The organism is bacterium (genome assembly GCA_035505375.1).
In the GTDB taxonomy this organism is placed as follows: domain Bacteria; phylum Hydrothermota; class Tepidihabitantia; order Tepidihabitantales; family Tepidihabitantaceae; genus UBA2258.
In genome coordinates, this window is the sequence record DATJQV010000068.1 from 39,407 (window position 1) to 53,153 (window position 13,747).

At 61.8% G+C, this 13,747-nt stretch carries 11 protein-coding genes and 1 tRNA gene; 8 read left to right on the forward strand and 4 right to left on the reverse strand.

Annotation, left to right across the window (positions count from 1 at the left end; genetic code table 11):
* Positions 1–9: 9 nt before the first annotated feature.
* Positions 10–726 carry a polyprenol monophosphomannose synthase gene (locus VMH22_10615; GenBank protein ID HTW92148.1) on the forward strand — a complete coding sequence of 239 codons (717 nt, stop codon included), beginning with the start codon at positions 10–12 and terminating at the stop codon, positions 724–726.
* Positions 727–845: 119 nt separating this feature from the next.
* On the opposite strand, the gene VMH22_10620 is transcribed toward VMH22_10615, so the two are convergent.
* The gene (locus tag VMH22_10620; GenBank protein ID HTW92149.1) at positions 846–2,489 is read right to left on the reverse strand and encodes an ABC-F family ATP-binding cassette domain-containing protein; all 1,644 of its coding nucleotides are present in this window, start codon (positions 2,487–2,489) and stop codon (positions 846–848) included.
* A gap of 248 nt (positions 2,490–2,737) precedes the next feature.
* Here VMH22_10620 and VMH22_10625 point away from each other — a divergent pair.
* Positions 2,738–2,821 (forward strand) — tRNA-Leu (locus VMH22_10625).
* Positions 2,822–3,077: 256 nt separating this feature from the next.
* On the opposite strand, the gene VMH22_10630 is transcribed toward VMH22_10625, so the two are convergent.
* Together VMH22_10630 and VMH22_10635 are read right to left on the reverse strand one after the other, a co-directional pair.
* Entirely contained in the window at positions 3,078–4,457 is a 1,380-nt protein-coding gene (locus VMH22_10630; GenBank protein ID HTW92150.1) for a metallopeptidase TldD-related protein, read from the reverse strand.
* 2 nt (positions 4,458–4,459) lie between these two features.
* Positions 4,460–5,944: a TldD/PmbA family protein gene (locus tag VMH22_10635; GenBank protein ID HTW92151.1), complete on the reverse strand. Its 1,485-nt coding sequence runs from the start codon at positions 5,942–5,944 to the stop codon at positions 4,460–4,462.
* 213 nt (positions 5,945–6,157) lie between these two features.
* Between VMH22_10635 and VMH22_10640 the strand changes: the two genes are divergently transcribed.
* The 5 genes from VMH22_10640 (at position 6,158) to pyrE (ending at position 11,414) form a co-directional block, all read left to right on the forward strand.
* Positions 6,158–8,305, forward strand: a complete 2,148-nt coding sequence (locus tag VMH22_10640; GenBank protein ID HTW92152.1) for a tetratricopeptide repeat protein — start codon at positions 6,158–6,160, stop codon at positions 8,303–8,305.
* Positions 8,302–9,108, forward strand: coding sequence for a dihydroorotate dehydrogenase electron transfer subunit (locus tag VMH22_10645; GenBank protein ID HTW92153.1), 807 nt, complete (start codon positions 8,302–8,304; stop codon positions 9,106–9,108). Before VMH22_10640 ends, VMH22_10645 begins: the two co-directional genes overlap by 4 nt.
* A complete protein-coding gene (locus tag VMH22_10650; protein ID HTW92154.1) occupies positions 9,105–10,007 on the forward strand; it encodes a dihydroorotate dehydrogenase in 903 nt (300 codons plus the stop codon). The genes VMH22_10645 and VMH22_10650 overlap by 4 nt, the downstream gene beginning before the upstream one ends.
* Complete coding sequence (gene pyrF, locus VMH22_10655) at positions 10,004–10,720, forward strand: orotidine-5'-phosphate decarboxylase (GenBank protein ID HTW92155.1); 717 nt, start codon at positions 10,004–10,006, stop codon at positions 10,718–10,720. The genes VMH22_10650 and pyrF overlap by 4 nt, the downstream gene beginning before the upstream one ends.
* A 124-nt stretch (positions 10,721–10,844) precedes the next feature.
* A complete protein-coding gene (pyrE, locus tag VMH22_10660; GenBank protein ID HTW92156.1) occupies positions 10,845–11,414 on the forward strand; it encodes an orotate phosphoribosyltransferase in 570 nt (189 codons plus the stop codon).
* Positions 11,415–11,545: 131 nt separating this feature from the next.
* On the opposite strand, the gene VMH22_10665 is transcribed toward pyrE, so the two are convergent.
* Positions 11,546–11,860 (reverse strand): hypothetical protein, encoded by a 315-nt coding sequence (locus VMH22_10665; GenBank protein HTW92157.1) that lies wholly within the window; start codon positions 11,858–11,860, stop codon positions 11,546–11,548.
* A 292-nt stretch (positions 11,861–12,152) separates the two neighbouring features.
* On the opposite strand from VMH22_10665, the gene VMH22_10670 reads away from it, so the two are divergent.
* Positions 12,153–13,747: hypothetical protein (locus tag VMH22_10670; GenBank protein ID HTW92158.1), on the forward strand; the 1,595-nt coding region annotated here is incomplete at its 3' end.

Sequence of the window (13,747 nt, forward strand, 5' to 3'; positions counted from 1 at the left end):
GTATTGCTCGTGCCACGCGGACTGGTAATCTTCCCGACCTACAACGAAGCAGAGAATATCGAGCGCATCCTGCCCGAGGTGCTATCGAAGTCGCCCGAACTTGAGGCGCTGGTTATCGATGATAACTCGCCGGACAAGACCGGGGACATGGTCGAGCGGATGGCGCAGGCCAACCCGAAGATTCACCTCATCAGGCGGCCGGGCAAGATGGGGCTCGGCACCGCGTACGTGCTCGGGTTCAAGTACGCGCTCGAACACGGCTACGACTACTGCTTCGAGATGGACGCCGATTTTTCACACCCGCCGGACAAGGTGCCGGAGATGATTGAGCTGCTCCGGGACTACGACCTCGTAATCGGCTCGCGTTACTCCGACGGCGTGTCGGTCGTGAACTGGCCGATGAAGCGGCTCCTGCTTTCCTACTTCGCGTGCATGTACGCGAGGACGGTGACCGGCGTGCCAATCCGCGACCTGACCGCCGGGTTCAAGGCCTACCGGCGCGAGACGCTGGCAGGCATCGACCTCGATAAGCTAAAGGAAGACGGGTACGGGTTCCAGATTGAGATTGACTTCCTGATATGGCGCAAGGGATTCCGTATCAAGGAAACACCCATCGTGTTTGCCGAGCGGCGCGCGGGCACGTCGAAGATGAACAAGAGAATCGTGCGCCGTGCGTTCTTCCTCGTCCTCCGGCTCAGGCTGGCACGGATGTTCGGCCGGGCGTAGACAAGCGCAAGCTCAAGCTCGCACAAGAAACTTCAAGCCCCAAGCCACAAGCCCCAGGCTGGTGACCGGCGGCAGTCTGATTTCGTTCCGTTCCGGCCCCAGCCCCTGGTCCCTGCCCCCTAGCCCTTGGCCCGAAGGGCCTCGTAGCGCTCGTGGTGGTCGAACAGCGCGCCGTCTCTGAGTTCAAGCACGCGGTCGGCTAGTCTGCCGAGCATGGCGCGGTCGTGGGATGCGAACAGGAGCGCGCACGGAGCCTGTGAGAGCAGGCTTTCCATGGCGAGCAGGGCATCTATGTCAAGGTGGTTGGTCGGTTCGTCGAGGATAAGCAGGTTTGCACCGCCGGCCAGAATCCGGGCAAGGAGCACCTTTGACCGCTCCCCGGCAGAGAGTTCGGAGAGCTTCTTTTCCGCAAGTCCCTTGGGCAGTAGAAGAGTCCCGAGTACGGTGCGGGCCGTCTCCTGGCTTGCGCCCGATTCCATCACTTCTTCCAGCGCCGTTCGTTTGAGGTCGAGGAACGTCACGTCCTGCGGGAAGTAGCCGACTTTGGTGCCGGCGCCGAATTGCGCTTCGCCCTCGTCGGGTTTGAGCTCGCTCACAAGCATCCGCAGGAGTACCGTCTTGCCTGAGCCGTTCGGTCCGATGAGCGCCACTCGCTCGCCGGTCCGCATTTCGAAGGACGCGCCTTTGACTACTGTCTTAGTCTTGAACGACTTGCTGAGACCCCTGGCGAGCAGGGCGCGCTTGTCGGGCAGGTCTTCGGTCACCAGAACGGGCTTTGGTTTCTTCTCAATGAAGGGCTTTTTCGCCTCGTGCTGCGCGACCGTCTGCTCGATGCGCTTCCCGGCGTGCCTGGCCCGTTTCGCCATCTTGGCCGCACGAGCGCTCTCGAACCCGCTGTCGGCCGCCGAGGCCTTTGTCTTCTCACGGCGCGCGGACCAGACTTTGCGTTCCTCGGCCATGCGCTCGAGCTTGTGGATTCCCTTCTGCTGCACATCGTGCTCGTGTTCGAGCCTCGCCTGCTCCTGCGCGCGGGCGTCCGCGTAGTCGTCGTAGTCGCCTTCGTAGACCGTGAGCCGGCCGCGGCGCAGCTCGAACACACGGTTGACTACCCGGTTGAGGAACACGCGGTCGTGCGACACGACAAGCACCGTCCCGCTGAATTCTTCGAGGAATCGTTCCAGCCATTCGCGCTGGCCGATGTCGAGGAAGTTGGTCGGCTCGTCCAGGACGAGGATGTCGGGTCTGCGGACGAGCACCCGGGCAAGCTCCAGGCGCGCGCGCTCGCCCGGCGAAAGTTCGTTGACCTTCTCGCCGGACCGGCCGGCGCTGAAGCCAAATTGAGCGAGTGTCTTCTCGCAGCGGCTGCGGTAGTCGCTTCCGAATCTCGTGGCGAGTTCCTCCTCGAGTACCTCGTACTTGGCCAGCTCACCTTCGTCATCCGGGCTTGCCGTGATCTCCTTGCGGATCTTGTCAAGGCGCGCCTCCAGCTCGTCCATGTCGCCGAGCAGGGCTTTTCCCACGGTCGAACCCTCGTCGTCGACGATATCCTGCCGCACGTAGCCGATCTCCGGTGCGTCGGCAATCACGATGTCGCCCTGGTCCGGCTCAAGCTGGCGCAGGATGATTCTGAGCAGCGTGGTCTTGCCGCTGCCGTTGGGGCCGACCAGTCCGACCTTCTCGCCGGGGCTGATGGTGAACGTGACGTTCTTCAGCAGAGTCTCGGCGCCGTACGATTTGCTGATGTCGCTCGCGTTGATGAGCATCAACGCAGATTAGCGGACGGAGCCCGCTTGTCAACAAGGAGAAGAGAGAGTTTGAGAGATTGAGTGATCAAGTAGCCGAGCGGCACGGACACAAGGAAAGCAGACCCCGGCAACCACGGATGAACACAGACTAGCACGGATAGACGGGTCGCCGGGCCTCAGATTTCGAGGTTTCACCCACCTGCTGTTGTGCGGACACGTCCTTGACTATCCGCCCTTCCCGGCTATCCTAGAAGCGCGAAAACCAAGCCGAGGTGGCGGAAATGGCAGACGCGCTAGGCTCAGGACTTAGTGGGTTCACACCCATAGGGGTTCAACTCCCCTCCTCGGCATAACAACACGGTTGGGAGTTGGCTGCTCCCGCAGTTCAACTCCCTTCCTCGGCATATCCCGCGCACCCCACCGGGTGCGCGGTAGTTTTCAGTTCCCAGTTTCCAGTGTAGAGGACCAACTTCTACCGTTGCGTTCCTGCTTCTGACATCTGATCTCGGCTGCTCATTACATCTGTGTTCATCGGTGTTCATCCGTGGTTTCCACAAGAAGCGGGAAGCCGGACCGAAGTCCGGCTTCCGATACTGGCCTACTCGACTAGAAATTGTCGGCGACGTCCGAGATACGGACGCCGTCACAGATGACGTATTCGGGGATGCTCATGGCGGTAGGGGAGCGGCGGTCATAGGTGGCGGACACGTTCCACGGAATTGTGCGGGAGGAGATGGCTACCACGCCAGAGAAGACCTGCGGCAGCGTGTCGGTGATGCGGGAGGAGAGGAGCGGGGCCACGAACTCGCCGTCTTTGATGAGCCGTGCGTTGAACCGGCTGGAGCCCGTGAACATACCCTTGGTCGGGTCCGGCATGTGGGTGTAGTGGATGTGCGGGATGTAGAGAGCATCTTTGGCGAGCTTGCACCCGGCGTCGATTCCGGCCGGAGCGGTGCCCGGTGCGAGACAGAAGTCGTCGTTGCCAAGGTCGCTGGCCGTGGGCTGGCGCTTGTACTTGGCCGCGGTGCCCGAATCGTACAAGAGCCCCTTGAGAATGCCTTTGTCGCAGATGACGCGCGGGTGCCGGCGGTGGCCTTTGAAGTCAAAGGGCATGCCGAAGACGTTGGGGTTGGTCGGGTCGTCAGAGATGGTGATGCTCTCCGGGAATAGCCGGTCGCCGGGCTTCAAGTTCGAGGAAAACGCGCGCTTCTCTTCCCACATCCGACCAACGAACGCGCCCCATACGCTCAGGCCCAGGAGCTCGGCAACGGCCTCGTACCCGAACATCACCCGCTGGCGGTCGATGTGGGTTTTGTATCCGGGGCTCTTCTCGTAAAGCGGCAGCATCGAATTGAAGTCGGCGATCACCTCGTCGGCCGAGAACTCGCCGGCCCTCTTCTGGGTCCGCTCGACCTGAAGCTCCCACTTCTTCGTCTGCTCCTTCAGGACCATGGTGAACCGGCCGTCGGTCAAGCGTCGGTAGGCTTCCTTGTCATTGGCGGTCGAGACCATGTACATCTCGGTCGAACCCGATGACCACGAACCGGAGAAGTCGTAGTTACCTCTGGGCTTGACGGCATCAACGACCTTCTTGCACAGCTCGGTCTTGGCCACGGGCGATAGCGTCTCGAGCGCCGGGTCAAACCCGGTCGAGTCGTCAACCGTTTCCTCGACCGCACCAAAGATGGGGTCGTAGTCCTTTTCGAGCGCCGCCTTGCAGTTGTTGGCCGCGATTGCCAGCGCCTCGTCGAGCTGCTCCGGGTGCGTGATGTCCGAGGTCATGCTGTATGCCCCGGATTTGCGGCCCTGCTGAACTGAAACATCGAGGCGGGAGAGCTCCTCAAAGGTGGACAGCGCCACCGATGAGTTGCCGAGCCTTATCAGGCTCGACCGCTCGCGGTGGAAGTTGAACTCGGCGTCGAGCTTCTGCTTGCGGGCCTTGGCGCGGGCGTCGAGCAGGAGGTCGCGGATTCTCTTCTCTAGCATGGTTACTCCTTCTCTCCGGTTTCGACGTTGTGGAAGCGCATCACCGGTATGCCGTGGCCGAGCTCCATTATCTGGTTGGGCTCGCCTTTGCCGCAGTTCGGCACCTGCTCAAGGCACCAGGTCGACTTGGATCCGACCTTGTCGAGCGAGTTCCAGAACTCGAGTGTATGGCCGTGGTAGGTCGGGTTCTTGTAGACCTTCGTCTTCTTGCCGTTCTTCACCTCCCAGGCGATCTCGGTGCCGAAGTGGAAGTGCTCGCGGTTCGACCCGATGGACCACGAGACCGGCACGTCCAGTATCACGCCGTCCTCGGTCGCGGCGATGATGTCTTCGAGCGTGCCGTCGTCACCGGCGTCGATGTTGATGTTGGTCATGCGGTCGATGGGCGGACGGTAGAATGCGCAGGCGCGGGCCGCGGTGCCGGATTCATTGATGACGGTATGGCCGGCCTTGGCGTTGGCCTCGGCCAGGTCGGTGCGGGAGGAGAGGACGTTCACGAGGATGCCGTTCTTTATGAGGTAGTAGTCGCGTTGGGGCGAGCCCTCGTCGTCGAAGCCGAATGTGCCGGGCGAATTGGGCGTCATGCCGGCCCGGGCGTTCAGTTTGTCCGAACCGTAGCGGAGCTTCCCGATGTGCTCCAGCCGGACGTGTGAGCCGCCGGCAAACGACAGCTCGTAGCCCAGAATGCGGTCGAGTTCCAGGGCGTGTCCGATGGTTTCGTGTGTCTGCAGATACCCCTGGCCGGGCAGGAGGATGACATCCCGCTTTGCCGGAGGCAGCGGGTCGGCAGCGACGATCTCGGACAACTCACTGCGGATGCGCTCGGCGTGGGCACCGAACATGTCGGGGTCGGCAATCCACTCCCAGCCGCGGGTGCCTTCGCCGTTGCAGAAAAGCTCCATCGAGCGGCGCTGGGTACGGCCCTGCGGGTCGGGTGCCATAACCATCATGGATCCGAAGGTGTTGAGCTGCCAGCGGTCGACCTCGGTGCCTTCCGAGTTCCAATAGAGGATCTTGCGGCGCTGAAAACCGGCCGTGACGTAGCGGTGGGCCACCGTCTTGTCGTTCAGCGTGGCATCGATGCCGGAGAGCAGGGCGAGTTTCTCGGAAGTCGGCACATCGAACGGGTCTTGCTTGACCGGCGGCCGGTACTTCCCTTTGGCAGGCTGGGCCTGCCCCATGTCCTTAGGGAATCCGGGCAGCATCGTCGCGGCCTTGGCGTTGGCGAAGGCCTTTTCGAAGCACGCCGGAATTGCCCCCAGGTCGGCGGTGGCGGCAAAGCCCCATGCGCCTTTGTATAACGTGCGGATGCCGATGCCGCGTTCGTTCGCATCATAGTTCGTCTCGAGGTTCCCGTCGTAGAGTGTGAGACGCTCGGAGCGGTCCTCGTCATAGAGCCGCGCGTCCGCGAAGCTGCAGCCGGTGTCTAGCATCCGCTTCAACTCGGCTTTCACGGTCGCGGCCTGCCGGTCAAAACCAGTACTCAATTTGAGACTCCTTTTAGTCTTGCCAAGACGTGGGTCCAGAAATCCAGCCTAACATTATGCCAGCCGGCCGCGGCGTAAGCAAGAGAGAAAGTGACTCGCGTTCGAGCGACGGGTGGTGTGGCAGCAGTCCGTAGTGGTGCCCGGCGGTGCGAAGTTGCATGTCATCGCTTCTCTTGCTATCTTGACAGCAGGCACTGCCGAGCATTAAGATAAATGGAGACTAGCTTGATCCGTTCCCAACACATCCGGCCTATCGCCTGCCTGTTTGTGGTAGCTGTGCTGCTAGGTGCGGGCTGCGCGTACTACAACACCTTCTACAATGCCGAGGCCGCCTACCGCGAGGGCATGAAGCTCAAGGGACAGAATCAGGACGCGCAGGCCAAGACGAAGTTCGACAAGGCGATTGAGAAGTCGGCCCTGGTCATCAAGCGCTGGCCTAAGTCGCAATGGGTGGACCAAGCGCTTCTCCTCGTCGGTTTGAGCTACTACGAAGAGGGCCAGTATGAGAAGGCGATTCGGGAGTTTGACCAGTTGAGCCTTGCTTTCCCGAATTCCGCTTTCCTGCCCCGGGGCGAGCTGTACCGGGGACTGTCGTTGCTCGCCGACAAGCAGTTCGGAACCGCCCGTCTGGCGCTTGACGCGGTGAAGCAGAAGTACCCGAAACTCGCCGACCAAGCCGCGTACAACCTGGCGAAGTCGTTCGTCGACCGAAGCGAGCTGGAACGCGGAGCCGACTCGCTCGCGGCGTTCATCGAGCGATTCCCTAAGTCCGATTTACACATTTCCGCGGTGAAGCTGCTGGCCGACGTTTCGTTCGCGCGGAAGCGGTACGCCGACGCTGAGAAATGGTATGCGGCCTTTGCCAGGACGAGCGTGGACCCGAAGGAGCGGGCGCTGGCCAAGCTGAAGATAGCAGGCTGCCGGTACGAGCAGGGCAAGTACGATGAGGCGATTGTCGAGGTCAACGACGTCCTCGGCCGGTATTCGGACCTGGACGACGAGGCGAACCTGCTGCTCGGGAAGGCGCTGAATCAGAGCGGCAGGCAGTCCGACGCCCTGGCAACGTGGCTTAAGGTAAAAGGCTCAACTGACCTCGGGGCCGAGGCCGCGTTTCGCATCGGCAAGAGCCGCGAGGAAGCCGGGCAGTTCGACGCGGCGCGCGCGTATTACGACACGGCCAAGACCCGGCGCGTGGATTCAGACTACGGTGTGCTGGCGGTCAAACGACTGGCGTTGCTCGACGCCCTGGCCGCACGCACCACCGGCAAGAAGGTCGGTGGAGATTCACTGACGCCGGCTGAGGCGATGTTCCTCGTGGCCGAGGTGAACAATCTGAACCTCGGCGAGTACGACAAGGCGATAGACCTGTACCAGAAGGTCCACGATTCGTTTCCGGGCACGGACTGGGGAGCGAAGGCGCTCTTCGCCAAGGCGTGGATAATGAGGAATGTCAAGAGCGACACGGCCGGCGCCGATTCGCTGGCCAAAGAGGAGATATCCGAGTATTCCGAGACCGAGTACGCGGATGAGTCGCGGCGCTGGCTCGGCTTACCGGTGCCCGTGCGTGAGAAGAAGCCCGAAGTCAAGCCGGAAACAACAGCAATGGCGCCGCCGCTTCCGCCGGCAGAGACCGCCAAGGTGCCAGGTTTACCGCCGTTGCCGTCGGAGTCGCTGCCCGCGGACACGGGTGACTTCGCAGCGAGACAAGGGCTCGCAAAGGCGCCGCACGGCAATCGTGCACCGGGACATGTTCCCGAGCGGCCCGGCCACGGCAGTGGCCCGCAAGGCCCGGGCGAGATGCCCGGCGTGAAGCCCGGTACTCCGGAAGCGTTGAAGGGGACAGGCGGAGAGAAGCCGGCGGGCGCAGAGTCGCAGAAGAGAGACACGATGCAGGCACGCGTGAAGCCGCCGCCGTCCGGCCCGACGCCCGGAATCGGGGCGCGTGTTCCCGGGGATACGGTGCCGTCTGCACCGAAGACGGACACGACCAAGCCGGCTAACCCGCCGGTGGTTCATGAACCGAAGCCCTCTGCCAGACTGCAACTTGAGATGGCGCACTTCGAGACTGACTCGTGGCGTGTACAGGCCGCTGACTCGGCGCGACTCAAAGCCGATGCTGATTCGCTCAAAGCACATCCCGATGTTAAGGCAGTGATTGTGGGCAACTGCGACCCGAGGGCGAGCGAAGACTACAACCAGAAGCTCGGTTTGAAGCGGGCGCAGGCGGTGCGGGACTTCCTTGTAGCGGCCGGGGTCGATTCCGGCCGAATCAGCGTTCGCAGCGACGGAAAGAAACGGCCGATTTCCACCATGCCGGAAGAGTACGGGCTGGACCGGAGAGCAGAATTCGAGTTGCATTGAGACCCACGCAAAGCCGGATTACCGACGCTCGCGAGTTGTGCGCGGGCGTCATCTCGCTCTGGCTGGAGGCTCCGGAAATCGCCCGTCGAGTCAGGGCAGGGCAATTCCTGAACGTTCGAGTCTCGCCCGGTCCCGACCCGTTGCTGATGAGGCCGATATCGGTCTGCGATGTCGAACGGAACCAAGTCCGACTTGTTTTCCGAGTGGTCGGGCGCGGGACGGCGATGCTTGCCCGCGTGCGGGTGGGCGACGAGCTGGATGTGCTCGGGCCGCTGGGCCGATCCGCGCCGGAATTGCACAGCAAGGATGTTCTACTCTGCGGCGGTGGAATCGGGTCTGCGCCGCTGCTTTTCCTCGCACGCAAGATGAGCAAGGCGAACCGACTGCAGGTGGTGCTCGGAGCGCGCGCCAAGGCCGAGTTGCTGCTGGTCAGGGAGTTCCGCGCGTTGGGGCTTCCGGTCAGCCTTGCGACCGACGATGGCAGCGCGGGATTCCATGGCACGGTGACGGAACTGGCCCAGGAACAGGTCAAGGTGCGAGATGCAAAGGGCAAAGGTCAAGATGGCGGAAGGCGGTTAGCGGCCAGCGGTGAGCGGCTGACGGTCTTCGCCTGTGGTCCGAGGCCGATGCTCGCTGACCTGGTGAGGCGACTTGACCCGATTCCGGTCTGGGGCTATGTCGAGGAACGGATGGGCTGCGGCACGGGAATCTGCTATTGCTGCGCGCTGCCGAAGAAGGGCGGCGGGCATGTACGGTTCTGCGAAGAGGGGCCGGTCGTCCGGCTGAATGAGGTCGTCCTGTGAACCCACAGGTTATCGTCGGGAAGACCACGTTCGCGAACCCGGTGCTGGCCGCGTCCGGGACGTTCGAGTTTGGCCTTAAGTTCCCCGCAGTTGCGAACCGACTCGGCGGTGTCGTGACGAAAGCAATAACCCTCCAGCCCAGAATAGGAAACCCGCCGCCGAGAATCTTCGAGTTTCCGGGAGGCATTCTGAACTCGGTGGGGCTTGAGAATCCCGGTGTGGAGAAGTTCTGCACCGACGTGGTGCCGCGGACGGCGAAGCTGCGGTGCCGGGTTGTCGTCAATATCGCCGGATTCACGGTGGGCGAGTACGGCGAACTGGCGGCGAGGTTAGATTCAGAACCAGTGGACGCTCTCGAGTTGAACGTCTCCTGCCCGAACGTCAAAGAGGGCGGTGCCATCTTCGGGCAGCGGCCGGGAGTGGTCGAGGCGATTACTGCGCTCGTGCGTAAGCGGACCGCAAAGACTATTATCGTCAAGCTGACCGCCAACTTCGTGGACCCGGTAGAGACCGCGAAGGCAGCCGAGGCATCCGGTGCAGACGGAGTTACCCTGATCAACACGTTGTTCGGACTGGCCCTGGACGGGAACGGCAGGCCTTTCCTCGGTGGTAGAACCGGCGGAGTTTCCGGGCCCGCGCTTAAGCCCTTCGCGCTGTTCTGCGTCGACAGAGTGTCGGCCGCAGTGAAGATACCGGTTATCGGCTGTGGCGGTATCATGGATGCGACCGATGCGCTCGACTACCTGAGCGCCGGCGCGCGGATGGTACAGGTCGGTACTGCGAACCTGGTCAATCCTGAAGCGGCGTTAGATGTCTGGACCGGCCTCAAGGTGTACGCCCAGAAGAACCGGCTGAGCAACTGGGACAAGGTCGTAGGTCGAGCAAGGAGGCAGAGTTGACCAAGATTGTGCTGGCGATGAATGTTGACCGCATCGGCGCTGTCGCATTGCGCGACCGCATCGGCGACAAGGTCGACGTGTACAAGATCGGTATGGACATGTTCACGACTTCGGGGCCGGCTGTCGTGCGCGACTTCGTTCTCGACGGGTGCCGGGTATTCCTCGACCTGAAATACTCGGACATCCCGACCGTCGTGGGCAAGGCGGTCGAGGCGGCGTCCGAACTCGGGGTTTCGATGCTCACGGTCCACACCATGGGCGGGCCGGAGATGCTGTCCGCGGCTGCGAGCGCGGCCGACAAGGCCAAAGGCACGAAGCCGCTTGTGCTTGGGGTGACCGTGCTGACGAGCCTCGATGACGTGGCGCTTGAGAAGATAAGCGGCAAGAAGCAGGCGGTCACCGACCGTGTCCGCAGCCTGGCACTGCTTGCTAAAGAGTCAGGCTGCGGCGGCGTGGTCGCCTCGCCTCAGGAGATCGGAGTCGTCAAGGAGGCGTGTGGCAAGGACTTCGTCGTCGTGACGCCGGGAATCCGGATGGGGGCGGGGGGCGGGGGACGAGGGACGAAGGATGACCAGGCGCGGACGCTGACGCCTGCCGAGGCGGCGCAGGCCGGTGCGGACTACATTGTTGTGGGTAGGCCGATATATGAAGCACCGGACCCGGTCGCGGCAATCGCCGAGATAAGAGAACAATTAGCCGTTGGCAATCATTGACCTTCGCATGAGCAATGCAACAGTCTGTCCCCCTCCCTTCTGTTCCCTCCCCCTTGAGGGGGAGGGAAGGGTGAGGGTGACCCGGTTCGTCATTGCCGACATCAGAAAGCAGACGGGAGGATAGGTGGCGCAAGACCTCGGAGAGATGCTCAAGAAGTATGGTGTTCTGCGCGAGGGGCACTTTCTACTGACGTCCGGGAAGCACTCGGACAAGTACTTCGAGAAGTTCAGGATTCTCGAACAGCCTCCGGTCTGCGAGGCGTTTGCCAAGGTGGTCGCGGACCGGTTCCGCAAGGACAGCGTGACCGTCGTGTGCGGGCCCACGACCGGCGGCGTGATTATCGCCTATGAAGTCGCCCGGCAGCTTGGGTGCCGGTGCATCATCGCCGAGAAAGCAGAAGTGGGCAGGAAGATCGGCCGCGGGTTCCGCGTCGGTCCTGATGACCGCGTGTTGGTGGTCGATGACGTGATGACCACTGGCGGGTCAATCAAGGAGACACTGGCCGCCGTTGAGCCGAGCGGAGCGAAGGTCGTGGGTGTCGGAGTGTTTGTGGACCGCAGCGCCAGTGTCGACTTCGGCGTGCCGCTGCTCGGGGCATTCTGCCAGCAGGTGGCGACGTACGAGCCTTCCGCCTGTCCGTTGTGCGCGAAAGGCATCCCACTCGAAGAGCCGGGGCGCAGCGGAAAGAAATAGCGGACCACAAGGCCCGCAGGCTACAAAGCAAAAGCTAGAAGCTAAAAGCCAAGAGCCAAGAGCCAAGAGCCAAAACTCCGGCCTCCGGGAATTCTGAATTCTGGTTTCTGGATTCAGCTTTCTGAATTGTCCTAGTTCTTTTTTTCCGCCTCGTACTCCTGCTGGCTCTTGGTTATTTCAGACTCGATCTTCGCGATATCCCGCATCAGCCCTCGTAACTCATCATCGACTGCGATGGGCGCGTCCGGGGTCTTCGAGTAGCGGGAGTACACTTTCACGCCCAAGTCGGCCATCTTCTTCTCGATCTCGTGGCTCAGGCGTACCAATTCCATCTTCAGCCGGCCGCGGCGAGTGAGGTCCTCGGCTTCCTTGAGTGCGGTCTTGGTAGCGTCGGTCATCCACAGACGGACATCGTCCCAGATGCCCTCGATGTTCTTTTTTGCCATGGTCAAGTCTAGTGCCCGCCGGACGCGGAGTCAATCTACCAGGGGGCACGCACGCACAAGCCTCTGGCGAAGCCGCGCCCGGCCGCGTGTGATTTTACTTGACTTCGCCCCGTGCAGACTATAATTCCGATAGCGACGCCGAGTGCGGCGGAGCCAAGGTTACACCGCCGCGAAGCCCGATCGGCGCCAGTCTGCATGGGTTACTTCCGGCCGGAGGTGCAGAATGTCACTTGATCGTGTTCGACGTTCTTTGGCTCGAACCATTTCCTTACACATTTGGGCCGTGCGACCCGTGGCCACATTGTTGGCCTTGTGCTGCTGCCTGTCGGTGGTCAGCGGCCAGTGGTTGGAGAAGACGATCGGATTCGCGGACTCGTTCGGCAGCACAAGGCCGGCGGCCATCTACTATGTGCCAAACACCGACTTCGTGTACGCTGCCGGTGAAGACGGAATCATCGTCATTGATGCTGCGACCAACGTTCGCATGGCGCGGATGGACCTGAAATCCCCGTTATTCATGGCCTATGACTCGCATGACAACAGGGTTTACATGGGTTCCGGAGACGACTCCTTGACGGTCATCGACCCGGTCACAAACCACGTCATGTCGCGTGTGCGGGTCGGCAGCTATCCCTACAAAGTGTGCTACAACCCCACAGCGAACAAGGTGTACTGCCTGACGGGTTCCAATCTCGACACTCTGGCCGTGGTTGACTGCAACACCAATTCAGTGAGAGCCCGTATCTGGGTCGGGTGGAACGAGTACCCGTTCTCTTCGATCTGCTGCAATCCGGCCGGTAACAAAGTCTATGTCTCGTCATTCGAGACTGGTACGATTGCTGTGATAGACGGTCCCGGCGACAGTCTGCTCAAGTCCCTGACGGTTGGCGACTATCCCGTCGCACCAACTTACAGTTCGATCAGCAACAAGCTCTACTGCGCGGTCTTTGAGAGTACAAAAGTCGCAATCTTCGACGCCGGACCGGATACCCTGCTCGGGCTCATAAACCTCACCACGTGGCCGATCGCTTTGGGCTACAACCCGGTTTCGAACAAGGTGTACATCGGCGACTGTGACGGCTACATCCACATCATCGACTCCCATACGGATGCGGTTCTTGCATCGCTCGGCCCGGCCTCCGGCGAACCGAGGTCATTTCTATTCGACTCGGTCGACAACCGGGTATTCTGCTTTCCCGATTACTACACCTCCATCCTGGTCATGTCCGGCAGCGGCGATACCATAGTCGGCTCGGTTGCGCTGATCGGTGATGCCGACGACCCGGACCCGGCTTGCTTCGACCCCCAGCATGACCGCGTCTACATCCGCGGCCGGACATCCGCAGATGTTACAGTGGTCGACCCGGCAAGCTGTGAGCCCGTAGAGGCCGTCCCGATGGACCCTGCTCCCACCCTGGGGTGCTACGCTGAGCCGATGGACAAGTTGTATTGCTCCGACGAGGAAAGCGGGCTGATCACCGTCATCAACTGTTCAACGGACAGCCTGGAACGGAGGATATTCACACCGGCGTGGGGGCTGGGGCAGCCGGTCTACACGTCGGGCTCGAACAAGCTCTTCTGCAGCGCCTCGCTATCCGATGGGCGCGCGCTTCTGGTCGTGAATTGCGCGCGCGACAGCTTTGAGGCGGCGCTGCCGATGAACGTGGACGGCGCGGCCGCAATCGTCTATAACCCCGCGATGGACCGTCTCTACTGGGCCCGCGCCTGGATCGACTCGACCATCGCCGTGGTAGATTGTGAGCGTGACAGCCTGGTCACTGACGTGCAGGTTGGGGGCTACCCCACCGCGCTGGCCTGTAGCCCGGATTCGAACCGTATCTACTGCGCGAGATACAGCGGGGATTCGACGTACATCAGCGCGATTGA